20 protein-coding genes are annotated in these 22,080 nt (G+C 69.1%); 14 read left to right on the forward strand and 6 right to left on the reverse strand.

Going from position 1 to position 22,080, the window contains the following annotated elements:
• Window positions 1-15 precede the first annotated feature (15 nt).
• Window positions 16-132, forward strand: coding sequence for a poly(ethylene terephthalate) hydrolase family protein (locus C1704_RS17990; RefSeq protein WP_473206048.1), 117 nt, complete (start codon window positions 16-18; stop codon window positions 130-132).
• A gap of 193 nt (window positions 133-325) precedes the next feature.
• A complete protein-coding gene (locus C1704_RS03255) occupies window positions 326-769 on the forward strand; it encodes a hypothetical protein (RefSeq protein ID WP_104300976.1) in 444 nt (147 codons plus the stop codon).
• Between the two features lie 16 nt (window positions 770-785).
• Here C1704_RS03255 and uvrA read toward each other — a convergent pair whose 3' ends face one another.
• Window positions 786-3,701: an excinuclease ABC subunit UvrA gene (uvrA, locus tag C1704_RS03260; protein ID WP_104301656.1), complete on the reverse strand. Its 2,916-nt coding sequence runs from the start codon at window positions 3,699-3,701 to the stop codon at window positions 786-788.
• Window positions 3,702-3,805: 104 nt separating this feature from the next.
• Here uvrA and C1704_RS03265 point away from each other — a divergent pair, with 104 nt between their 5' ends.
• Window positions 3,806-4,237, forward strand: a complete 432-nt coding sequence (locus tag C1704_RS03265; protein WP_146076023.1) for an Ig-like domain-containing protein — start codon at window positions 3,806-3,808, stop codon at window positions 4,235-4,237.
• On the opposite strand, the gene C1704_RS03270 is transcribed toward C1704_RS03265, so the two are convergent.
• A complete protein-coding gene (locus C1704_RS03270) occupies window positions 4,227-5,126 on the reverse strand; it encodes a ketopantoate reductase family protein (protein ID WP_104300980.1) in 900 nt (299 codons plus the stop codon). The two genes, C1704_RS03265 and C1704_RS03270, sit on opposite strands and share 11 nt — an antisense overlap.
• A gap of 293 nt (window positions 5,127-5,419) precedes the next feature.
• Between C1704_RS03270 and C1704_RS03275 the strand changes: the two genes are divergently transcribed.
• Both C1704_RS03275 and C1704_RS03280 read left to right on the forward strand, forming a co-directional pair.
• The gene (locus tag C1704_RS03275; RefSeq protein ID WP_104301658.1) at window positions 5,420-6,898 is read left to right on the forward strand and encodes a SulP family inorganic anion transporter; all 1,479 of its coding nucleotides are present in this window, start codon (window positions 5,420-5,422) and stop codon (window positions 6,896-6,898) included.
• 12 nt (window positions 6,899-6,910) lie between these two features.
• Window positions 6,911-7,768, forward strand: coding sequence for a universal stress protein (locus tag C1704_RS03280; RefSeq protein WP_104300982.1), 858 nt, complete (start codon window positions 6,911-6,913; stop codon window positions 7,766-7,768).
• A 3-nt stretch (window positions 7,769-7,771) separates the two neighbouring features.
• Here C1704_RS03280 and sorU read toward each other — a convergent pair whose 3' ends face one another.
• The 3 genes from sorU to recQ all read right to left on the reverse strand — a co-directional run bounded on the left by sorU (window position 7,772) and on the right by recQ (window position 11,412).
• Window positions 7,772-8,098 carry a SorU family sulfite dehydrogenase c-type cytochrome subunit gene (gene sorU / locus C1704_RS03285; protein WP_104300984.1) on the reverse strand — a complete coding sequence of 109 codons (327 nt, stop codon included), beginning with the start codon at window positions 8,096-8,098 and terminating at the stop codon, window positions 7,772-7,774.
• Window positions 8,098-9,306: a SorT family sulfite dehydrogenase catalytic subunit gene (sorT, locus tag C1704_RS03290; RefSeq protein WP_104300986.1), complete on the reverse strand. Its 1,209-nt coding sequence runs from the start codon at window positions 9,304-9,306 to the stop codon at window positions 8,098-8,100. The genes sorU and sorT overlap by 1 nt, the downstream gene beginning before the upstream one ends.
• 213 nt (window positions 9,307-9,519) lie before the next feature.
• A complete protein-coding gene (gene recQ, locus C1704_RS03295; RefSeq protein ID WP_104300988.1) occupies window positions 9,520-11,412 on the reverse strand; it encodes a DNA helicase RecQ in 1,893 nt (630 codons plus the stop codon).
• Here recQ and C1704_RS03300 point away from each other — a divergent pair.
• The gene (locus tag C1704_RS03300; RefSeq protein ID WP_104300990.1) at window positions 11,411-12,640 is read left to right on the forward strand and encodes an MFS transporter; all 1,230 of its coding nucleotides are present in this window, start codon (window positions 11,411-11,413) and stop codon (window positions 12,638-12,640) included. The two genes, recQ and C1704_RS03300, sit on opposite strands and share 2 nt — an antisense overlap.
• On the opposite strand, the gene C1704_RS03305 is transcribed toward C1704_RS03300, so the two are convergent.
• A complete protein-coding gene (locus C1704_RS03305; protein ID WP_104300992.1) occupies window positions 12,589-13,965 on the reverse strand; it encodes a chloride channel protein in 1,377 nt (458 codons plus the stop codon). The two genes, C1704_RS03300 and C1704_RS03305, sit on opposite strands and share 52 nt — an antisense overlap.
• Window positions 13,966-14,067: 102 nt before the next feature.
• Between C1704_RS03305 and ssb the strand changes: the two genes are divergently transcribed.
• From ssb to C1704_RS03345, 8 genes are all read left to right on the forward strand, one after another.
• Window positions 14,068-14,574, forward strand: a complete 507-nt coding sequence (gene ssb, locus C1704_RS03310) for a single-stranded DNA-binding protein (RefSeq protein WP_104300994.1) — start codon at window positions 14,068-14,070, stop codon at window positions 14,572-14,574.
• Window positions 14,575-14,800: 226 nt separating this feature from the next.
• Entirely contained in the window at window positions 14,801-15,040 is a 240-nt protein-coding gene (locus tag C1704_RS17540) for a hypothetical protein (protein WP_170064611.1), read from the forward strand.
• 37 nt (window positions 15,041-15,077) lie between these two features.
• Window positions 15,078-16,466, forward strand: a complete 1,389-nt coding sequence (yjjJ, locus tag C1704_RS03320) for a type II toxin-antitoxin system HipA family toxin YjjJ (protein ID WP_104301659.1) — start codon at window positions 15,078-15,080, stop codon at window positions 16,464-16,466.
• Window positions 16,467-16,501: 35 nt separating this feature from the next.
• Window positions 16,502-18,058: a thymidine phosphorylase family protein gene (locus tag C1704_RS03325; RefSeq protein ID WP_104300996.1), complete on the forward strand. Its 1,557-nt coding sequence runs from the start codon at window positions 16,502-16,504 to the stop codon at window positions 18,056-18,058.
• On the forward strand, window positions 18,058-18,936 hold the full coding sequence (locus tag C1704_RS03330) for a ribose-phosphate diphosphokinase (protein ID WP_104300998.1): 879 nt from the start codon (window positions 18,058-18,060) through the stop codon (window positions 18,934-18,936). Before C1704_RS03325 ends, C1704_RS03330 begins: the two co-directional genes overlap by 1 nt.
• A 244-nt stretch (window positions 18,937-19,180) precedes the next feature.
• Window positions 19,181-19,528: an ArsR/SmtB family transcription factor gene (locus C1704_RS03335; RefSeq protein WP_419186776.1), complete on the forward strand. Its 348-nt coding sequence runs from the start codon at window positions 19,181-19,183 to the stop codon at window positions 19,526-19,528.
• Window positions 19,529-19,558: 30 nt separating this feature from the next.
• Window positions 19,559-20,935 (forward strand): sulfite dehydrogenase, encoded by a 1,377-nt coding sequence (soxC, locus tag C1704_RS03340; protein WP_104301000.1) that lies wholly within the window; start codon window positions 19,559-19,561, stop codon window positions 20,933-20,935.
• Window positions 20,919-22,025 (forward strand): c-type cytochrome, encoded by a 1,107-nt coding sequence (locus C1704_RS03345; protein WP_245876361.1) that lies wholly within the window; start codon window positions 20,919-20,921, stop codon window positions 22,023-22,025. Before soxC ends, C1704_RS03345 begins: the two co-directional genes overlap by 17 nt.
• Window positions 22,026-22,080: the final 55 nt, after the last annotated feature.

Consider the following 22,080-nt stretch of genomic DNA (forward strand, 5'->3'; position numbering starts at 1 on the left):
CTCGGCATCTCGTGGATGAAGCGCTTCGTGGACAACGACACGCGCTACAGCCCCTTCATCTGCGGCACCGAGTACAACCGCGTGGTGAACAGCTCGGAAGTCTCGCGCAACTTCAACAACTGCCCGTACTGAACGGGATCGGTGGCCGGCCCTGTCGGTGTCGTCCGACAGTCGCCGTCAGCGCCACGCGCACATCGTCTGCCGGTGCGTCCGGCAGGCGATGTGCCAGCCCGCTCCTAGGCTACGCCTCAGGGTTCGAGACCTTTGGGGGTCGGTCCCCACCGGCCGGTCCGGACCCGATTCATTCACTGTCTAGGAGGACACCATGAAGTCGAACCCTGCACCCCTTCCCTCTGCGCTGACCCGCACCCTGGGCCTGGCCTTCGGTGCCCTGGCCCTGAGCCTGGGCGCCCAGGCCGCGACCGGCGACAAGGCAGTCTACGAGCACGCCCGCGCGCAGGCCAAGGCGCAGTACGAGACCGCGAAAGCCCAGTGCAAGACCCTTGCCGGCAACGCCAAGGACGTCTGCGAGGAAGAGGCCAAGGCCACGCGCAAGAAGCTCGAGGCCGAGGCCAAGGCGGTCTATGAGGGCACGCCCAAGGCGCGCTACCAGGCCCAGGTGGCCATCGCCGAAGCCGACTACGAGGTGGCCGAGGAGCGCTGCGACGACCGCTCCGGCGACGCCAAGGATCTGTGCAAGAAGGAAGCCAAGGCCATGCTCTCGCAGGCCAAGGCCAGCGCCAAGGCCGAGTACGACGCCGTGAAGTGACCGGCCCCGCCCGCGCTCAGGCGTCCAGCAGCGGCCGCAGGTAGCGGCCGGTGTGGCTCGCCGGGTGGCGGGCGATCTCCTCGGGCGTGCCGGTGGCCACCACGGTGCCACCGCCGGCCCCACCTTCGGGGCCCATGTCGATGAGCCAGTCGGCGGTCTTGATGACGTCGAGGTTGTGTTCGATCACCACGATGGTGTTGCCATGGTCGCGCAGCTGGTGCAGCACCCGCAGCAGCAGCTCGATGTCGTGGAAATGCAGCCCGGTGGTGGGTTCGTCCAGGATGTAGAGCGTGCGCCCCGTGTCGCGCTTGGACAGCTCCAGCGCCAGCTTCACGCGCTGGGCTTCCCCGCCGGACAGCGTGGTGGCGCTCTGGCCCAGCCGCACATACCCCAGGCCCACGTCGAGCAGGGTCTTGAGCTTGCGCGCGATCGCCGGCACGGCACTGAAGAACACGTGCGCGTCTTCCACGGTGAGCTCGAGCACGTCGTTGATGTTCTTGCCTTTGTAGAGGACCTCCAGCGTCTCGCGGTTGTAGCGTCGGCCGTGGCAGACGTCGCAGGGCACGTACACATCCGGGAGGAAGTGCATTTCCACCTTGATCACACCGTCGCCCTGGCAGGCTTCGCAGCGCCCGCCCGCCACGTTGAAGGAGAAGCGCCCCGGCCCATAGCCGCGCTCGCGCGCCGTGGGCACCTCGGCAAACAGCTCGCGGATGGGCGTGAACAGGCCGGTGTAGGTGGCCGGATTGGAACGCGGCGTGCGCCCGATGGGGGATTGATCGACGTTGATGACCTTGTCGAAGACCTCCAGGCCCTGGATCTCGTCATGCGGCGCCGGCTCCAGGTGGCTCTGGTAGAGCTTGCGGGCCACGGCAGCATAGAGCGTGTCGTTCACCAGCGTGGACTTGCCCGAGCCCGACACCCCGGTCACGCAGGTGAACAGGCCCACCGGGATCTCGGCCGTGACACCCTGGAGGTTGTTGCCGCGCGCGTTGACGATGCGCAGCACCTGCGGATCGGTGCCGTCGGCGAGGCGCCGCCGGCGTGCCGGCACGGGGATCTTCAGCTTGCGTGCCAGGTACTGGCCGGTGAGGGACTCCGCGCTGGCCGCCACCTCGGCGGGCGTGCCCTGGGCGATGACCCGCCCGCCATGCACGCCGGCACCAGGGCCCATGTCCACCACGTGGTCGGCGGCCAGGATCATGTCCTCGTCGTGCTCGACCACCAGCACCGAGTTGCCAAGGTCGCGCAGATGCTTGAGCGTGCCGATCAGCCGGTCGTTGTCGCGCTGGTGCAATCCGATGCTGGGCTCGTCGAGCACATACATCACGCCGGTGAGGCCCGAACCGATCTGGCTGGCCAGACGGATGCGCTGGGCCTCGCCACCGCTCAGGGTGTCGGCGCTGCGGTCCAGGCTCAGGTAGTCGAGGCCCACGTTGTTGAGGAAGCTCAGGCGCGAGCGGATCTCGCGGATCACCTTGTCGGCGATCTCGGCCTTGGCCCCCTTGAGCGCGAGATGCTCGAAGGTGTGCAGGGCCTCGGCCAGGGTGGCGTGCGAGATCTCGTAGATGGGCGTGCGCGTGCCGCTGGCGGCATCCACCAGGTGCACATGGCGGGCCTCACGGCGCAAGCGCGTGCCGTGACAGTCGGGGCAGGGCCTGTTGCTCTGGTAGCGCACCAGTTCCTCGCGCACGGCCACGGAATCGGTCTCGCGGTAGCGGCGCTCGAAGTTGGGGAGGATGCCCTCGAAGGGGTGCGAGCGCTTCACGCTGCGCTTGCGTCCGCCGCTGCCTTCGGCCTCGTACACGAACTCGATGGCCTCCTCGCCCGAGCCGTACAGGATCACCTGCCGGGCCGCCTCGGGCAGCTCCTCGAAGGGGGTGTCGATGTCGAAGCCGTAGTGCCGGGCCACGCTCTCGAGCATCGAGAAGGTGTAGGCATTGCGGCGGTCCCAGCCCTTCACCGCACCGCTGGCCAGGCTCAGCGAGGGGAAGGCCACCACGCGGTCCGGGTCGAAGGCCGTGACTTCGCCCAGGCCGTCGCAGCTGGGGCAGGCGCCCACCGGCGAATTGAAGGAGAACAGGCGCGGCTCCAGCTCGGCCAGCGAATAGCTGCACACCGGGCAGGCGAACTTGCTGGAAAACAGGTGCTCCGCCGCGGAGTCCATCTCCAGCGCGATCGCGCGCCCATCGGCGATGCGCAGCGCCGCCTCGAAGCTTTCGGCCAGGCGCTGCTGCATGTCGGGCCGCACCTTGAGGCGATCCACCACGACGTCGATGTCGTGCTTCTCGGTCTTCTTCAGCTTGGGCAGCTCGGCGGCCTCGAAGACCACGCCCGGCTCGCCGCCCGAGCCGATGCGAAAGCGCACGAAGCCCTGGGCCTGCATGTCCTGGAAGAGTTCAACGAACTCGCCCTTGCGATCGCGCACCACAGGCGCGAGGATCATCAGCCGCGTGTCCTCGGGCAGCGCCAGCACGGCATCGACCATCTGGCTCACGCTCTGCGCCTCCAGCGGCAGGTCATGATCGGGGCAGAAAGGCGTGCCTGCGCGGGCATAGAGCAGGCGCAGGTAGTCGTGGATCTCGGTGACCGTGCCCACGGTGGAACGCGGGTTGTGACTGGTGGCCTTCTGCTCGATGCTGATCGCCGGGCTCAGGCCCTCGATCACATCCACGTCGGGCTTGTCCATGAGCTGCAGGAACTGCCGTGCATAGGCCGAGAGGCTCTCCACGTAGCGGCGCTGGCCTTCGGCATAGAGCGTGTCGAAGGCCAGCGAGGACTTGCCCGAGCCCGACAGTCCGGTGATCACCACCAGCTGCTGGCGCGGCAGGTCCAGGTCGATGTTCTTGAGGTTGTGGGTGCGGGCGCCGCGCACGCGGATCGACGGCGTTTCGGCCGGCAGGCTCGGGACGGCGGGCGGTCGCTTGGACATGGATCGCTGCAGGCTGGGAAAACCGGACATCATAGTCCGCCGGGCCGTCAAGGGTTGGCAGGAACTCACGGCCGGGTGGCAGACGGTGGCGCTAGGATGTGGCCATGGCACGCCCTGACCGATCCGCATCCTCCCGCTGCCGCGCCGGGCTGGCCGGCCTGGCGCTGGCCGTGCTGGGCGGCTGTGGTGGCGGCATCTACCTGGAGTGGGAACACGGCTGGATCGGCTGGGAAGACGGCTGGGACCGCCATGCGCCCGACGTGTCGCTCGTCGTCTCCCCCACCAGCGCCCCGGCAGGCGCCACGGTCACCCTGTCGGCCGCGGCCAGCGACGACCAGGGCATCGACGAGGTGATCTTCTACCGCCGCAGTGGCAGCGGCAGCGTGCTGCTGGGCAGCGTGGGACGCAGCCCCTACACCTGGAGCACCGTGCTGCCCGCGGATGCGAGCGGGTCGGTGGGCTATTTCGCGCGGGCGGTCGATGTGGTGGGCCGCCGCACCGACAGCGCCACCGTCAGCGTCACCCTCACGCCCTGACCGGGCCGGCTTCGATCAGCTTCACGAGCGCCCACAGGGCCCGGTTGACGGGCGTGGCCACGCCGCGTGCCTCGCCACGGCGCACCACCAGGCCGTTGAGGTGGTCGATCTCGGTGGGCTTGCCGCGCAACAGGTCCTGCGCGGTGGAGGACAACTGGGCCGGCATCGTGCCCGCCAGGCCGCGCACCGCCTCGTGCATGTCGCCAGGCAGCGTCACCCCCTCGGCCCGGGCGACGGCCAGGCCTTCGTCCACCACGTCGCGCATCACCGCCGCCACGCCCACACCCTGCACCAGCGGGCCATAGGGTTGCCGGGCGATGGCCGACAGGGCGTTGTAGGCGCAGTTGAGGATGAGCTTGGCCCACAGGGCGCCAGCCACGTTGTCGGACACCTGCACAGGCACGCCAGCCGCCCCGAAGACGTCGGCCAGCGCGGCGCTGCGCGCCGAGGGGCCGATCACGAGCTCCCCGCGGCCGTGGTGGCGCACATGGCCGGGGCCGGCCATCTCGGTGGCGACATACACAACCGCCGGCAGCACCTCCTGCGCGAGCACGGCACGCAGCCGCTCGGCGTTGTCCACGCCGTTCTGCAGGCTCAGCACCAGCGCGCCGGGCGCCAGATGGGGCTGCAGGGCGCGCGCGGCATCCTCGGTGTCTGGAGACTTCACGCAGCACAGCACCACGTCGGCGCCCGCCGCGGCGGCGGCCTCAGTGCTCGCCCCCACGGGCACACGTTCGTCGAAGGTCTGTGCCTGAAGGCGCAGCCCCTCCCGCCGAACCGCGTCCACATGCGCCGCCCGGCCGATCAGCACCACCTCGTGCCCCTCGCGCGCCAGCATGCCACCGTAGTAGCAGCCCACGGCGCCCGCACCCATCACGGCCCACCTCATGCCACGCCCTCCGTCCCATCGATGCGTGCGATGTTAGAGGCAACGGCCCAACCCCTTCTTCCCGGGCCGTTTACAATGCTGCAATGCAACACGCACGCGCTCCCCTCTTCGCGGCACCGGTGTCCTACCCCGGTTGCGGCCTGGCGCGCGGCTATTTCTGCGCCGTCACACCGCCCTGAGCGCGCGCTGACGTCTGCCGGCCCTCGGGTTCACCGAGGGCTTCTTCTCTTCGACTTCCTTGTTCGTGTCCTGCGCCCACCGGTCTGCCGGTGGGCGGCAACTTCGCTTTTTTCATGACCTCTTCCACCTTGCACCGCGACTGGTTCTCCAACATTCGCGGCGACCTGCTTGCAGGCCTTGTCGTGGCCCTGGCGCTCATTCCCGAGGCCATCGCCTTTTCCATCATTGCCGGGGTTGACCCCAAGGTCGGCCTCTATGCGTCATTCAGCATCGCGGTGATCATCGCGTTCACCGGGGGGCGCCCGGGGATGATCTCGGCGGCCACCGGGGCCATGGCGCTGCTCATGGTCACGCTGGTCAAGGAGCACGGCCTGCAGTACCTGCTGGCCGCCACCGTGCTGACGGGCGTGCTGCAGGTGCTCGCCGGCTGGCTGCGGCTGGGCTCGCTGATGCGCTTCGTCTCGCGCTCGGTGATCACCGGCTTCGTCAATGCCCTGGCCATCCTGATCTTCCTGGCCCAGCTGCCCGAACTCACCAACGTGAGCTGGGTGGTGTATGCGATGACGGCGGCCGGCCTGGCCATCATCTATGGCTTTCCTTACCTCAGCAAGGCGGTCCCGTCTCCCCTGGTGACCATCATCGTGCTCACCGCCGTGGCAATGGTGCTGGACCTGGACATTCGCACCGTGGGCGACATGGGCGAGCTGCCCGACAGTCTGCCCATCTTCCTGTGGCCCGACGTGCCGCTGAACCTCGAGACACTGTCGATCATCCTGCCCTACTCGGCCACCCTGGCCGTGGTGGGCCTGCTCGAGTCGATGATGACCGCCTCGATCGTCGATGAACTCACCGACACCGCCAGCGACAAGAACCGCGAGTGCGTGGGTCAGGGCGTGGCCAACGTGGCCACCGGCTTCATCGGTGGCATGGCCGGCTGCGCGATGATCGGCCAGTCCGTCATCAACGTGAAGTCGGGCGGGCGCGGGCGCTTGTCCACCTTCTCGGCCGGGGTGTTCCTGCTGCTGATGGTGGTCTTCCTCGGCCCCTGGGTGAGCCAGATCCCGATGGCCGCCCTGGTGGCCGTGATGATCATGGTCAGCATCGGCACCTTCAGCTGGGACTCCATCCGCAAGCTGCGCGAGCATCCGCCGAGTTCATCCATCGTGATGGTGGCCACCGTGGTGGTCACCGTGGCCACGCACGACCTGGCCCAGGGCGTGTTCGTCGGTGTGCTGCTGTCGGGCCTCTTCTTCGCTCACAAGGTGGGGCGCGTGCTGCGCATCGACCGCAGCAGCAGCGCCGATGGCCGCGTGCGCACCTACACCGTGGTCGGCCAGGTGTTCTTCGCCTCGTCCGAAAGCTTCACCAGCGCCTTCGACTTCAAGGAGGTGATCGACAAGGTCTGCATCGACGTGAGCCGCGCCCATTTCTGGGACATCACCGCGGTCAGCGCGCTCGATAAGGTGGTGCTGAAGTTCAAGCGCGAAGGCACCGAGGTGGAAGTGCTGGGCCTGAACCAGGCCAGCGCGACGCTGGTGGACCGCTTCGCCGTGCACGACAAGCCCGGCGCCGTCGAACAACTGATGCACTGAGGAGAAAGCCCCATGGACAAGGTTTATGCATGCATCGACGGGCGCTCCAACTCGGACGCCGTGATCGACTGGGGCATCTGGTCGGCCCAGCGGCTGCAAGGACAGCTCGAGTTCCTGCATGTGCTCGAACGCCCCGATGCCGGCGCCGAAGTGAAGGACTACAGCGGCGCCATCGGCCTGGGTGCGCAGGAATCGCTGCTGCAGGACCTGAGCGAACGCGACGCCCGCCACGGCAGAGCTGCCCGCGAAGCGGGGCGCGCCCTGGTGGCGGCCGCACGCGCGCGCGCCGAGGCCGCCGGGGTGACACGACACGACAGCCGGCTTCGGCATGGCGATTTCGTGGAAACCGTGATCGAGATGCAGGGCGACGCCGGCCTGTTCGTGCTGGGCGAACACCACCACGCCACGGCACCGGGCCGCGTGCACCGGGAGCATCACGTCGAGCGGGTGATCCGCGGCGTGAGCGCGCCCGTGCTGGTGGCCACGACCGAGCGCTTCGAGGTACCGCAACGGGTCGTGCTGGCGTTTGATGGCGGCGCCGCCTCCCGCCGCAGCGTGGGACGCGTCGCCCACCACCCGCTGCTGCGCGGCCTGCCCGTGCTCGTGGCCCAGGTGGGTGAGGACACCGCACTGGCGCGTCGCCAGCTGGACGAAGCCAGCCGGGCGCTGCTGGACAGCGGGGTGAGGGCCGAAAGCGAACTCGTGCCGGGTGAGCCTCAGGCCGTGTTGCCCCCGTTGGTGAAGGCGCAGGGCCCGGCGCTGCTGGTGATGGGCGCCTTCGGTCACTCGCGGCTGCGCCGGCTGGTGCTGGGCAGCACCACCTCGACGCTGCTGCGGGTGAGCGAAGTGCCCGTGCTGGTGCTGCGCTGAGTCTCAGCGTTTCGTGACGGTCGCGACGTACAGAGCCAGCGCCTCGATCTGCGCAGCGCTCAAGGTCTTGTCATAGGCGGGCATCACGCCGATGCCGTTGCGCACGGCCTTGGCCACGCGCTCGGCGTCGGGGCGCAGCTCGTCGAGGGAGGGGCCGACCGCCCCTTCCGCCCCGGCGTCATTCAACGCGTGGCAGACGGCACAGGCAGGCACCGCCCCCTTCAGGAAGAGCTGCTTGCCCAGGGCGAGCTTGTCAGCGTCGCTGGCCTGGGCCCCGAGGGAGAAACAGGCCAGCGCCGCAGCGCCGGCCCACAGGCTGAAGCGGCTCATCAGGCCACGGTCACCTGGACAGCATGGTCGCGCCAGCTGTTGTTGTTGTAGCCGTCCTGGTTCTCGACGCGCTGCTCGGGCTGGACCGTGCCCTTGGCATCGGTGGCGCGGCTGGCCAGCGTGTAGGTGCCCGGCTTGAGATCGGCCGAGAACACGAACTGGCGCCAGGCGTACTTGCCGAGGTCGGGGCCCACCAGGCGGGCTGCCTGCCAGGTCTTGCCGCCATCGAGCGACACCTCCACGCCGCGCAGCGCCTCGATGCCACCGAAGGCCACACCATGGATCTGCACGCGGCCGGCCTTGACGTTGCCGTCCTCGGGCAGCGGCCCGTTGATCCAGGACTTCACGTTCATGCCCAGCACCGACTCATGCTCGGACGTGGCCTTGGTGCCCACCGGGCTCACGCGGTAGCGGTTGGCCATGATGCCCGCAGTGGTTTCCTTGGGCGTGAAGGCCACGGTCTTCACGTACTTGATGTTGTTCACGCCGGTGTAGCCCGGCACGATCAGGCGCAGCGGGCCGCCGTGGGCCAGCGAGATGGGCGAGCCGTTGAGCTCCCAGGCCAGCAGCGCGTCTTCCAGCGCAGCGATGGGCACCGAGCGCTCGACCTTCACCGAGTTCGGATCCACCCCATCGGGGATCTTCTCGCCGCCGGTGCCGGTGATGTAGCGCGCGCCATCGGCCAGCCCCCCCAGGGCCTGCACCACGTTCTTCAGCGGCACGCCGCTCCAGACCACGCAGCCGGCCGCACCCACCGTCCAGGGGGTGCCGCTGGGCTTGTGCGGGAAGAAGCCGCGGCCGTTGCCCGAGCACTGCAGCACCATGGCCACCGTCTCGATGCCCAGGGTCTTCAGTTCGGCCACGCTGAGTTCGCGGGGCGACTTCACGCCTTCGATGGACACCGTCCAGGCGTCGCGGTTGTCCAGGATGGACGCATCCGGCGCATTCAGGTTGTTGCGGATGAAGAGCTGTTCGCTGGGCGTGATCACGCTGGTGCCGAAGGCGCTGCGCTTGGTCTCCAGCGTGCTGCTGCTGTGCACGATCAGGGCCGAAGCATCCTTCCAGCTCACGAAGGCCGGCAGCGGCTTGGCTGTTGCGGCCTGGGCCACGGCCCCTTGGGTCCACGTGGCCAGGCCCACCCCGGCCAGGGCACTGGCGCTGCCCACCAGCAGGTGGCGGCGCGGCAGCGAGGTCGGTGTCTCTTGCATGGTCGTTTTCTCCTGAATCAGATCTGTCTGTGGTCGGCCCTCACGCACCCTGAGATACGGCGAAGTCCATCGCGGAGTGTGACAAGAGGTGATGACGTCACCACCGAATGTTGCGCCCTGTTACATCATTGTGGAACGAAAAACCCACAGCGATTCAAGGGCTTGCTGCAACGCGTCACACGTGGGACAAGCGTCCGCGCAGGCCATGGGCCTTCAGACGGCGTCGAGCACGCGCAGCAGTTCTCGCCCGTAGGCCTCGAGCTTCTTGGCGCCCACGCCGCTGATGCCCGCCAGCGCGTCGAGGCTGTCGGGGTGCTCGCGCGCCATCTGCACCAGCGTGGCGTCGTTGAAGACGATGTAGGCGGGCAGGTTGTGCTCGCGCGCCACTTCCGCACGCCAGGCCCTGAGGGCCTGCAGGCGGGCCTGGCCGGCCGCGTCGAGATCGGCCGCGGCGGCGCGGGCGCCGGCCTTGCCGCGTCCGCCCGCCCCGGCACGCGCGCGCAGCGGGGTCTCGGCCGGCACACGCAACTGCAGGCTCACCTCGCCACGCAGCACCGCGCGCGCGCTGTCGGCCAGCGAGAGGGTGTTGAACTCGCCCTCGGCCACCACATGGCCCAGGGCCACGAGCTGGCGCAGCACCGAACGCCACTGCTGTTCCGACAGGTCGGCGCCGATGCCGAAGGTGCTCAGCGTCTCGTGCCCGTACTGCGCCACCTTGTCGGTGCGCTTGCCCCGCAGCACGTCGATGAGGTGACCGGCACCGAAGCTCTTGGGCCGGAAGCGGTAGATGCACGACAGCGTCTTGCGCGCGGCTTGCGTCGCATCCCACGTGGCCGGGGGGTTCAGGCAGTTGTCGCAGTTGCCGCAGGGCTCGCTGTCTTCGCCGAAGTACCCGAGCAGGCGCACGCGCCGGCAGTCGTGTGCCTCGGCCAGGGCCAGCAGAGCGTCGAGCTTGGCGCGCTGCACGCGCTTGAAGTCCTCGGTGGCCGGGCTGTCGTCGATCATGCGGCGCTGGTTCACCACGTCGGCCAGGCCGTAGGTCATCCAGGCCTGGGCGGGTTCGCCATCGCGCCCGGCACGGCCGGTCTCCTGGTAGTAGCTCTCGATGTTCTTGGGCAGGTCGAGGTGGGCCACGAAGCGCACATCAGGCTTGTCAATGCCCATGCCGAAGGCGATGGTGGCCACCATCACCAGGCCCTCCTCGCGCAGGAAGCGGTCCTGGTGCTGCTGGCGCAGGCCCGCATCGAGCCCGGCGTGGTAGGGCAGGGCCGGGATGCCCTCGTCGCTGAGCCAGGCGGCCGTTTCTTCCACCTTCTTGCGGCTCTGGCAGTAGACGATGCCCGCGTCGCCGGCGTGCTCGGCGCGCAGGAAGCGCAGCAGCTGGGTGCGCGGGTTGTCCTTCTCGACGATGTGGTAGCGGATGTTGGGCCGGTCGAAGCTGCTGATGAAGACGCCGGCGTCTTCCAGCGCCAGGCGCGAGAGGATGTCGGCGCGGGTGTGTTCGTCGGCCGTGGCCGTGAGCGCAATGCGCGGCACACCGGGATAGCGCTCGTGCAGCACCGACAGGCCCAGGTATTCGGCGCGGAAGTCATGTCCCCACTGGCTCACGCAGTGGGCTTCGTCGATGGCAAACAGGCTGAGCAGGCCACGCTCGTGCAGCGAGTCGAGCTGAGCCAGGAAGCGCGGCGTGGTCACGCGCTCGGGTGCGGCATACAGCAGCACGAGGCGCCCGCTCATCATCTCGCGCTCGACCCGCTGCGCCTCCTCCAGCGTCAGGGTGGAGTTGAGAAAGGCCGCGTGCACGCCGGCTTCCTCGAGCGCCCCCACCTGGTCATGCATCAGCGCGATCAGCGGGCTCACCACCACCGCCACGCCACAGCCGCGGCGGTGGCGGGCGATGGCCGGCACCTGGTAGCACAGGCTCTTGCCGCCGCCGGTGGGCATGAGCACCAGCGCGTCGCCCCCACCCGCCACGTGCTCGACGATCTCGGCCTGACGCCCGCGGAAGGCGGGGTAGCCGAAGACTTCCTGGAGGATGGACAAGGGGTTGGACGAGGCGGGCACAGGCAGGCGGGGCGATCTGGGAGAATGGCGGATTGTGCCCATGTCTGCCTCCGAACACCGCTTCACCCCCGACGAGCGCCGCGCCAGTGGCTGGCTGGCGGCCATCTTCGCCCTGCGCATGCTGGGGCTCTTCCTCATCCTGCCGGTGTTCGCCGTGCATGCCCGCACCCTGCACGGCGCCGAGCAGGTCACGCTCGTGGGCCTGGCGATCGGCATCTACGGTCTCACCCAGGCGGCGCTGCAGCTGCCCTTCGGCTGGGCCTCCGACCGCTTCGGCCGCAAGCCCGTCATCGTGGCCGGGCTGCTGGTGTTTGCACTGGGCTCCTTTGTTGCGGCCGCGGCCGAGGGCCTGACCGGGGTGATCGTCGGGCGGGCGCTGCAAGGCGCGGGGGCCGTGTCGGCCGCCGTCACCGCGCTGATCGCCGACAGCACGCGCGAGACCGTGCGCACCAAGGCCATGGCCCTGGTGGGCGGCTCCATCGGGCTGGTGTTTGCGCTGTCGCTGGTGGCCGGGCCCTGGCTCTATGCGGCGATCGGCATGGGCGGCCTCTTTGCGCTCACCGGTGCCCTGGCCCTGGGCGGCATCGCGGTGGTGCTGTGGCTCGTGCCGGACGCACCCCGGCATGCCGTGCCGCCGTCGGCCTTGCGATGGACCCAGGTCGTGGCCCACCCCGAGCTGCTGCGCCTGAACGGCGGCATCTTCGTGCTGCACCTGGTGCAGATGGCGATGTTCGTGGCCGTGCCCGTGGCCCTGGTCGAGCACCTGGGCCTGCCGGTGCAGCGCCATGGCTGGGTCTACCTGCCGGTGGTGCTGGCCTCCTTCGTGCTGATGCTGCCGCCGCTGCTGTGGGGCGAACGCGCCGGCCGCGTGCGCGCCGTCTTCCTGGGCAGCGTGGCCCTGCTGGCGCTCACCCTGGCCGGCCTGGGCTGGTGGTGGCAGGTGCCGGCCGCGCTGGTGGGCCTGCTGCTGGCCTTCTTCGTGGGTTTCAACATCCTGGAAGCCTCGCTGCCCTCGCTGGTGTCGCGCGTGGCGCCGCCCTCGGCCAAGGGCCTGGCGCTGGGGGTGTACAACACCTCCCAATCGCTCGGCCTGTTCGCCGGTGGCGCCCTGGGCGGCTGGCTGGCCACCCACTGGGGCTATGCTGCCGTCTTCCATGTGTGCGCCGCGGCCCTGCTGCTGTGGCTGGTGCTGGCCTGGCCCATGCGCCCGCCCGTGCGTCAGCGCGCCGCGCCGGCCTCGCCCGACGGGCCCGCGTCTGCGGCGGTCTGAGCGCGGGGCATCAGCCGCAGCAACTGCAGTTCCGCCAACGCCCCGTACAGCGGGCGACTGAGCAAACGCGACACCAGGCTGGCCAGCATGGCCGCGGCCATCAGGCTGAGCACCATCGCGTGGCCATCCACCATCTCCATCACGATGATGAAGGCCGTCAGCGGCGCCTGCGTGGCCGCCGCCAGGAAACCGGCCATGCCCATGGCAATCAGGGCCGGCGTGGCCGGATGGCCCAGCAGCACGGCCACGTCATGCCCCAGGCCCGCGCCGATGGACAGTGACGGTGCGAAGATGCCGCCCGGCACCCCCGACCAGTTCGACAGCCAGGTGGCCACGAACTTCAGCAGCACGAACAGCCCCGGCTGCTGGTCGGCGTGGCCCGCCAGCAGCTCGCGCGTGTGGGCCTCGCCGCCGCCCGCCGTGGCCCCGCCGCTCACCCAGCCGATCAGGGCCACGGCAAAGCCGCAGGCCGCCGCAAAGCGCAGCGGGTAGCGGGCACGCCACCGGCTCACCCGGTCCGGCAGGCCGGTCATCGACACCACCAGCAGCCGCGCCATCAGGCCGCCCAGCAGGCCACTGGCCACGATCACGCCGGCGGCCGGCAGCAGCAGGCCCGCATCCAGCGCCCCCACACGAATGACGCCGAAGTAGGTGAAGTTGCCGAACACCGACACCGCCATCAGGCCCGCCAGCACGATGGCGCCGATCACCACCGAGCTGGCGCGGCTGTCGAGCCCGCGCCAGAACTGCTCGATGCAGAACACCACCCCGGCCAGTGGCGCATTGAAGGCCGCCGCAATGCCGGCGGCACCACCAGCGGCCAGCAGCGCGCGGTCGTCGATGCCCGAACGCGGCGACAGCCAGCGCCGCGCGTGCAGCATCACCCCCGCCCCCACCTGCACCGCCGGCCCTTCGCGGCCCACCGACAGCCCGGCCAGCATCGAACCCGAGGTGAGCACCAGCTTGGCGCAGCTCAGGCGCAACGACACGAACAGGCTGCGCGCGCCCGGCTCCACCGCCGGGTCCATCGCAGCCGTGACCTGCGGGATGCCCGAGCCGGCCGCGCCGGGGAAGAAGCGCTGCGTGATCCACACGATGGCCACCACCCAGGCGGGCGTCCACACCAGCGCCAGCCACGGGCGCGGCCCGGTCAGCCCTTCGAACTGGCGCAGGGCGGCGTTGCTCAGCAGCGTGAAGCCCACGATGAACAGGCCGGCGGCGGCCGCGTAAGCCAGCACGATGAGACGGTCGACCCAGGCGCGCGTGTCACTCAGTTCCCGGCGCACATTGGCCAGGAAATCCGGTTCATGAGGGGGAGAGGTCATCTGGTTGCCAACTGTAAGCGGAGCCCGCCGATGGGGGAACGCCTGCAAGACCCGGGCCCGGCATAATGCCCGGTTGAACCCTCAGATTCCCAGGAGCCGGCCATGGCCTCGATCAACAAAGTCATCCTCATCGGCAACCTCGGCCGCGACCCCGAGGTGCGCTACACCCCCAACGGGGCAGCCATCTGCAACGTGACCATCGCCACCTCGCGCAACTGGAAGGACAAGAACTCCGGCGAGCGCATGGAAGAAACCGAATGGCACCGCGTGGTCTTCTACGACCGCCTGGCCGAGATCGCCGGCGAGTACCTCAAGAAGGGCCGCCCCGTGTACGTGGAAGGCCGCCTGAAGACCCGCAAGTGGCAGGACAAGGACGGCGTCGAGAAGTACACCACCGAAATCATCGCCGACCAGATGCAGATGCTCGGCGGCCGTGACGGCGGCGGCGACGAAAGCGGCGCCGGTGGTGGCGGTGGCTACAGCCGCAGCAGCGAAGGCGGTGGTGGCGGCGGCTCCCGCCCGGCCGCCCGCGCCCCGGCAGCCTCCAAGCCCGCACCCCAGAAGTCCAGCACGGGCTTCGATGACATGGATGACGATATTCCGTTCTGAGCCTCGCTCGCCTGAACGGCCCCCTCAAAGCCCCGAGCGCCAAGCGCTCGGGGCTTTTTCTCTAGGGCACCTCTGGCCAACCCGATAAAGACGCTTGACTTGCCGATCACGGGCAAGGTCACCTCAAACCGGACTCCCTTCGTCGAGAAGGAAGGCCACTACTTCCTCAAGACCGTCATCCCCAGCCGGAAGGCGACGCGGGACTCTCTGCACCAAGGTGAGCAAGATGCCGAAGACGGATGCTCACGAAGCCGGGTTGCTGTCCGCGTTCGACAAGGGCGCGCTGAAGTCCGTCGCGACAAGAGCGGAGCTCTCCAAGCTCAAGGCGGCCGCACGCAGGAGCACCGCTTCCAGCGCCCGAACCCGTGAGAGGCGCACCCATTCGTCCATGCATTGGCTCACCTCGGAATATTGTTACAATAATCGTTTCATCATGAAATTCAATCTAGCCATGTCTTTCTTATGAAAATGAGCGTTTTCATGGCTTATTGAATCGTTTCATCATGCCCGCTGACATCCTGGCCATTTTGCGTGCCCGAGGCCGCCTGCAGGCAGGCGCCCTGCTGCAGACGCTGGGTGTCAGCCGCGCCACGCTGATGCGCCTTGTGCGCTCTGCAGGCGACGCCCTGGTGGTGCGCGGGAGCGCGCGGCGCACGACCTATGCGGCGCGGCGGGCGCTGCGAGGCTCCCATGCGCCGCTGCCGCTCTACCGGGTGGACCTGCACGGAGATGTGCAGGAGATCGCGCGGCTCGATCTCACTTATCCGGACGGCTGCGCCCTGGCGTTCCTGGCACCCTTCGGCTGGCCGCTGGACGACGAGATGCAGGCAGGCTGGTTCGACGGCCTGCCCCCTGTGCTGAACGACATGCGACCGCAGGGCTTTGTAGGCCGCCATTTCGCACGCCGACATGCGCAGTTGCTGCAGGTGCCGCTGGACCCGGCCGCCTGGTCGGACGACCACGCCTTGCACGCGATGTGCCTGCTGGGGGACGACCTGCCGGGTGACCTGATCGTCGGCGAGCCGGCCTGCCGCCGCTGGTTGGAGCGGCTGCAAGAGGCTCGACTGGGGCGCCACGATGCGCCCCTGACGGACCAGCAGATCGAGCAAGCCTACGGCACGCTGGCCGAGCAGGCCATGGCCGAGGGCGTGGTGGGCTCCTCGGCCGGCGGTGAGTTCCCCAAGTTCACGGCCGTGCGCCGGTTCGCAGACGGGCAGGTCCAGCATGTGCTGGTGAAGTTCTCGGGTTCCGACACCTCGCCGGGCACGCAGCGCTGGGCCGATCTGCTGGTGTGCGAGCACCTGGCCGGCCGTGTGCTGCGGGAGCATCTGGGCATCGATGCCGCCATGTCGCGCGTTCATCGTTTCGGCGGGCGCACGTTCCTGGAGGTGGATCGCTTTGACCGGCACGGCCTGCTGGGGCGCTCGGGCGTGGCCTCCTGGTCGTCGCTGAACGCTGCACTGTTCGGTCTGGCGGGAGCGCTCTGGCCCGAGGCGGCAGAGCGGCTGGCCGCGCGCAGATGGCTCGATGGCAGCGATGTGGAGCGAATTGCTCGCTTGTGGCACTTCGGCCAGCTCATCGGCAACACCGACATGCACGATGGCAACCTGTCGTTCCAGCCCATCGAGCTGAACGGCGAGGCGGCGCTGAAGGTGTCGCCCGCCTACGACATGCTGCCCATGCTTTACGCGCCGGTGCGCGGCGTCGAGCTGCCGGCGCGCCTCTTCGAGCCCCGTCTGCCGCTGCCGGCACAGCGCGAACGGTGGGAGCCCAGCGCCCGGGCGGCCACCGTGTTCTGGCAGACGGCAGCCGCCGACGCACGCATCAGCGCCGGGTTCCGCAGGATGTGCGCTGCGAACGCGCAGATGCTGCAACGCTTGTTGCCGCTCTGACAGCACTGCCCGCGAATGCGGCACACTGTTGCTCCATGACCACCCCCACCCTGCCCATCCGCCGCGTGGGCATCGACACCTGGCGCGAAAGCGTGGTGTTCCTGCACCGCGAGTGCCCGGTCGTGCGCGCGGCGGGCTTCCAGGCGCTGGCCAAGGTGAAGGTGCAGGCCAATGGGCAGACGCTGATCGCGGTGCTCAATGTGGTGGACGACGAAGCCATCTGCGCGCCGCGCGAGCTGGGGCTGAGCGAAGAGGCCTTCCGGCGCCTGGGCGTGGCGCCAGGGCATCCGGCGCGCATCGAGCAGGCGGAGCCGCCGCCGTCGATCGCGGCGCTGCACCGCAAGATCGCCGGCGAGCGGCTGGAACGAGACGACCTGCGGGCCATCGTGCAGGACATCGCGGCCGGGCGCTATTCCAAGATCGAACTGGCCGCCTTCGTGGTGGCCACCAACCAGTTCGAGCTCGACCGCGACGAGGTGCTGCACCTCACCGAGGCGATGATCGTCTCGGGCCAGCGCATCGACTGGCAGCGCGAGGTGGGCGCCGGGCCGGTGGTGGACAAGCACTGCATCGGCGGCATCCCGGGCAACCGAACCTCGATGCTGGTGGTGCCCATCGTGGCGGCGCACGGCATGCTGTGCCCCAAGACCTCGTCGCGTGCGATCACCTCGCCGGCCGGCACGGCCGACACCATGGAAGTGCTGGCCGAGGTGGAGCTGCCGATGGAGCGCCTGAAGGAGATCGTGCGCGCCACCCACGGCTGCCTGGCCTGGGGCGGCACGGCCGACCTGAGCCCGGCCGACGACATCCTGATTTCGGTGGAGCGGCCGCTGGCCATCGATTCGCCCGGGCAGATGGTGGCCTCCATCCTGTCGAAGAAAGTGGCCGCGGGCGCCACCCACCTGGTGCTCGACATCCCCGTGGGGCCCACGGCCAAGGTGCGCAGCATGGCCTCGGCCCAGCGGCTCAAGCGCCTGTTCGAGTACGTGGCCACGCGCCTGGGCCTGGAGCTGGATGCGGTGATCACCGACGGGCGCCAGCCCATCGGCCGCGGCATCGGCCCGGTGCTGGAAGCACGTGACGTGATGCAGGTGCTGGCCAATGAACCCGGGGCGCCGCAGGACCTGCGCCAGAAGGCGCTGCGCCTGGCCGGCCGCATGATCGAGTTCGACCCCGACGTGCGCGGTGGTGACGGCTACCGCATCGCGCGCGACATCCTGGAGTCGGGCCGGGCGCTGGCGCAGATGAACGCCATCATCGACGCCCAGGGCCGGCGCGCCGAGCCGCTGGCCGTGGGACGGCTGCACTTCGATGTGACGGCCCCCGCCGACGGCGGGGTGGTGGGCGTGGACAACCTGCGCCTGGCGCGCATCGCGCGGCTGAGCGGCGCGCCGCAGGTGCGCGGCGCCGGCGTGGACCTCTTCGTGAAGCTGGGCGACACGGTGCGCGCGGGCCAGCCGCTGTATCGGGTGCACGCACAGTTTGAGGCCGACCTCGAGTTCTCGCGACGGATGGCACTGGACGGCAGCGGCTACACGCTGGGCCGGGTCGACACCGCGGCCCATGAAAACACGACAGGGGAGGCTTCCTGATGCTGCTGGCTTTCGACGACGAGGCCGTGCTCGCGCAGCGCCTGGCCGACGCACTGGCCTGCCCGCTGGCCTTCATCGACCGGCACCGCTTCCCGGACGGCGAGTCGCGCCTGCGCCTGCCGCCGCAACTGCCCGAGCACACCGTGCTGCTGCGCGGGCTGCAGCAGCCCAACGAGAAGTTCACCGAGCTGCTCCTGGCCGCCGGCGGGGCGCGCGAGCTGGGAGCGCGACGGCTCACGCTGGTGAGCCCCTACCTGGCCTACATGCGCCAGGACATGGCCTTCACGCCCGGCGAGGTGGTGAGTCAGCGCCAGGTGGGCCGGCTGCTGGCGGCAGCGTTCGATGCGGTGGTCACCGTGGACCCGCACCTGCACCGTGTGGCCACGCTCGACGAGGTGCTGCCCGGCCGCCGCGGCGTGGCGCTCACCGCCGCCCCGCTGCTGGGCGACTGGGTCGCGACACAGCGTCGCGGCGCGCTGCTGCTGGGGCCGGACGAGGAGGCGCTGCAATGGGTGCGCGCCGCCGCGCAGCGGCCCGGGCTGGCCTACGCGACGTGCACCAAGCAGCGCCATGCCGACCGGCACGTGGCGGTGGCCCTGCCCGAGGGGCTGGACCTGCGCGGGCGGCCGGTGGTGCTGCTGGACGACGTGGCCAGCACCGGCCACACGCTGGTGGAAGCCGCGCGCGAGGCCCTGGCGCGCGGCGCGGCCTCGGTGGACGCCGCGGTGACCCATGCCCTGCTGGTGGACGATGCGCTGGCCCGCCTGCAGGCCGCCGGTGTGGGCCAGGTCTGGAGCACCGACAGCGTGCCCCACACCACCAATGCTGTCTCCATCGCCGGCCTGCTGGCACAGGCGCTGCACTCGCTCCTGAGCTGACGGCGACGGCCCTCGGGCCGGCTCGCTCGACAACGCCCAACCCTGGTCCGGACACGGGCGCGAGTCCTCTCGGAGCACGCCCACCAGAGGCATCGGCAGCCTGTGCGTTCGCGGCCGCACACGCCCGGCTTCGATGGTGCAACGCAGCACGTCTGCACGCGCGATCTGTGCACTGCCTGACAACTCTCCTCGTTTTCCCCAAAGGTCAAAACATGATCGAACTCATATATTTGAATTCACTTATATGAGCATGATCGAATCATCCACCGCCGCCGACCAGCAGGAAGCCCTTCTTGTCTTCGAGAAGGCGGCCGAGCTGTTCGGTCTGATGGCGGCGCCCATCCGGCTGCGCATCATCAGCGAGCTCTGCCAGGGCGAGCGCAATGTCTCGCAGTTGCTCGAACGGGTGGATGCCTCGCAATCGAACATGTCGCAGCACCTTGCAACGCTGTACCGGGCCGGTGTGCTGGCCCGCAGACGCGAAGGTGCTCAGGTGTATTACCGGCTCGGCGACCAGCGTGTGGCGAGCCTGTGCCGCACGCTGTGCACCGATGTGGCCATCGGCATGCCGGCGCCGTCAGGCGGCCGCTGATTCCCCTTCGTCGATTTCCCAGGAGATCCCGTGGACCGAGACCCCCAAGCTTCAGGACGCCTGCGCAAGGCGCCGGAGAATTTTCTGGACCCGCAGGGCATTCGCGCTGTTCGCTCCGAAGCGAAGCAGGGGCGACGCGATTTCATCCGCGCTGCCTTCGCCGCCGCAGCCACCGGGGCCGCTGTGCCGGCAGCGCTGGCACAGGCCAACCCCGTCCCGGCCACGGGCGGTGACCCCAACATCCTTCAGCTGCCCGAGCACACCACGGGGCTGGGTCAGCCCGTGGTCACCGATGGCTACGGCAAGCCCTCGAAGTACGAAGCGAACGTGCAGCGCCGCCAGAGTCCTGGCCTCACGCAGACGACGCAGGCCTCGGTGTCCTTCGCGCCGCTGCAGTCGCTGTTCGGCATCATCACCCCCAGCGGGGTGCATTTCGAACGCCATCATCAGGGCTGGTGGGACATCGACCCGAGCAAGCATCGCCTGATGGTGAACGGCTCGGACGCGAAGATGCTCAAGCGCCCCATGGTCTTCACGATGGACGAGCTGATGCGCCTGCCCAGCGTGTCGCGCTTCCACTTCATCGAGTGCGGGGCAAACACCGGCATGGAGTGGGGGAACGTGGCCGTCCCCACGGTGCAGTACACGCACGGCATGATCAGCTGCAGCGAGTTCACCGGCGTGCCGCTGCGCACCCTCCTGGAGATGTGCGGCGCCGACTTCAAGCGCGGGCGCTTCGTGCTGGCCGAAGGTGGCGATGGCTCGTCGATGACCCGCACCATCCCGATGAGTCTCATCGAAAGCGGCGAGGTGCTGGTGGCCTACGGCCAGAACGGCGAGATGCTGCGCCCCGAGAACGGCTACCCGCTGCGCCTGGTGGTCCCGGGGGTGCAGGGAGTGAGCTGGGTGAAGTACCTGCGCCGCATCGAGCTGGGAGATCAGCCCTACGGCACCAAGGATGAGGTGCTGCATTACGTCGATCTGATGCCCAACGGCCTGCACCGCCAGTACACGAGCATCCAGGAGGTCAAGAGCGTGGTCACCACCCCCTCGGGAGGGCAGGTTCTGCTCGACAAGGGCTTCTACAACATCAGCGGGCTGGCGTGGTCGGGCCGCGGCAAGATCACCAGGGTGGACGTGTCGGTGGATGGCGGGCGCAACTGGCGCCAGGCTCGGTTGGAGACACCCGTGCTGAGCAAGTGCCTCACACGCTTCAACCTCGACTGGGTGTGGGACGGCAAACCAGCCATCGTGCAAAGCCGCGCGACCGACGAGACGGGTCACGTGCAGGGCACCTATGCCCAGCTGCGGGCGGTGCGCGGCAGCCGCTCGATCTATCACAACAACGCGATCCAGAGCTGGCTCGTGGGCGAAGACGGCGAGGTGAAGAATGTCCAGCTTTCGTGATCTGCGCATGTACCGCACCCTCCTGCGCGCCACGCTGAGCGCGCTCGCAGCGGGCGTCCTCTCAGCCCCGGTCTGGGCCCAGGGCGAACGATTCCCCGGTATCGGACGCACCGCCACACCCTTGGAGATCAAGGCCTGGGACATCGATGTACGGCCTGACTTTGCGGGCCTGCCGGCGGGCTCGGGTTCGGTGGCCAAGGGTCAGGATGTCTGGGAAGCCAAATGCGCCTCCTGTCACGGCATCTTCGGGGACTCCAACGAGGTGTTTGCTCCGCTGGTGGGCGGCACGTCGAAGGAGGACATCGCCACCGGCCGGGTGGCACGCCTGACGGATCAGGGCTTCCCCGGCCGCACCACGATGATGAAGGCGTCGCAGATCTCGACGCTGTGGGACTACATCAACCGTGCGATGCCGTGGACCCAGCCGAAATCGCTGTCGGTGGAAGAGGTGTATGCAGTGACAGCGTTCCTGCTCAACCTTGCCGGCGTCGTCGAAGACGATTTCGTGCTGAGCGACCGCAACATCGCTCAGGTGCAGCAGCGCATGCCCAACCGCAATGGCATGACCACTGCCCATGCGATGTGGCCCGGCAACGAGTTCTCGGGCACCTCCCGCCCCGACGTTCAGGGTTCATCGTGCATGCGCCAGTGTCCGGCCGAAACCAAGGTGTCCTCCTACCTGCCTGACCATGCGCGCGATGCGCACGGCAACCTTGCTGACCAGAATCGGCTGGTCGGCCCGCAACGAGGCGCCGTGACGGTGCGCCAGACGTCCGAAGCGCCGGGGGCGCGCGCCGTGCCCGCGGCGGCCACCACCGCCGACGTGGACGCCCGCTCGGCAGTGGCCCTGACACAAAAGTTCACCTGTGTGGCCTGCCACGGCATGGAGAACAAGCTGGTGGGCCCCTCCTTCAAGGACATCGCTGGCAAGTACGCCGGAAAGCCCGATGCCCTGGACTACCTGGCCGGAAGGATCAAGGCTGGCGGTGTGGGTGTTTGGGGCGCCATCCCCATGCCAGCGCAGGCGCTGCCAGAATCTGACGCCCGGTCGATCGCCCAATGGCTCGCAAAAGGCGCCCCGAAACCATGACGAAGGTTAGGGATGCCACGAATGTCGCGGCCACTCTTGCTTATTAGCATGCACT

It is taken from the genome of Caldimonas caldifontis (assembly GCF_002930615.1).
In the GTDB taxonomy this organism is placed as follows: Bacteria; Pseudomonadota; Gammaproteobacteria; order Burkholderiales; family Burkholderiaceae_C; genus Caldimonas; species Caldimonas caldifontis.

Coding starts and splice junctions, on each gene's coding strand:
- sorU (WP_104300984.1), bottom strand. CDS start 8,098: ATGAGCCGCTTCAGCCTGTGGGCCGGCGCTGCGGCGCTGGCCTGTTTC.
- ssb (WP_104300994.1), top strand. CDS start 14,068: ATGGCCTCGATCAACAAAGTCATCCTCATCGGCAACCTCGGCCGCGAC.
- C1704_RS03330 (WP_104300998.1), top strand. CDS start 18,058: ATGCTGCTGGCTTTCGACGACGAGGCCGTGCTCGCGCAGCGCCTGGCC.
- C1704_RS17540 (WP_170064611.1), top strand. CDS start 14,801: ATGCCGAAGACGGATGCTCACGAAGCCGGGTTGCTGTCCGCGTTCGAC.
- C1704_RS03280 (WP_104300982.1), top strand. CDS start 6,911: ATGGACAAGGTTTATGCATGCATCGACGGGCGCTCCAACTCGGACGCC.
- C1704_RS03305 (WP_104300992.1), bottom strand. CDS start 13,965: ATGACCTCTCCCCCTCATGAACCGGATTTCCTGGCCAATGTGCGCCGG.
- recQ (WP_104300988.1), bottom strand. CDS start 11,412: ATGGGCACAATCCGCCATTCTCCCAGATCGCCCCGCCTGCCTGTGCCC.
- C1704_RS03325 (WP_104300996.1), top strand. CDS start 16,502: ATGACCACCCCCACCCTGCCCATCCGCCGCGTGGGCATCGACACCTGG.
- C1704_RS03275 (WP_104301658.1), top strand. CDS start 5,420: ATGACCTCTTCCACCTTGCACCGCGACTGGTTCTCCAACATTCGCGGC.
- C1704_RS03265 (WP_146076023.1), top strand. CDS start 3,806: ATGGCACGCCCTGACCGATCCGCATCCTCCCGCTGCCGCGCCGGGCTG.
- C1704_RS03335 (WP_419186776.1), top strand. CDS start 19,181: ATGAGCATGATCGAATCATCCACCGCCGCCGACCAGCAGGAAGCCCTT.
- C1704_RS03300 (WP_104300990.1), top strand. CDS start 11,411: ATGTCTGCCTCCGAACACCGCTTCACCCCCGACGAGCGCCGCGCCAGT.
- C1704_RS03255 (WP_104300976.1), top strand. CDS start 326: ATGAAGTCGAACCCTGCACCCCTTCCCTCTGCGCTGACCCGCACCCTG.
- C1704_RS03270 (WP_104300980.1), bottom strand. CDS start 5,126: ATGAGGTGGGCCGTGATGGGTGCGGGCGCCGTGGGCTGCTACTACGGT.
- yjjJ (WP_104301659.1), top strand. CDS start 15,078: ATGCCCGCTGACATCCTGGCCATTTTGCGTGCCCGAGGCCGCCTGCAG.
- C1704_RS17990 (WP_473206048.1), top strand. CDS start 16: ATGAAGCGCTTCGTGGACAACGACACGCGCTACAGCCCCTTCATCTGC.
- sorT (WP_104300986.1), bottom strand. CDS start 9,306: ATGCAAGAGACACCGACCTCGCTGCCGCGCCGCCACCTGCTGGTGGGC.
- C1704_RS03345 (WP_245876361.1), top strand. CDS start 20,919: ATGTCCAGCTTTCGTGATCTGCGCATGTACCGCACCCTCCTGCGCGCC.
- uvrA (WP_104301656.1), bottom strand. CDS start 3,701: ATGTCCAAGCGACCGCCCGCCGTCCCGAGCCTGCCGGCCGAAACGCCG.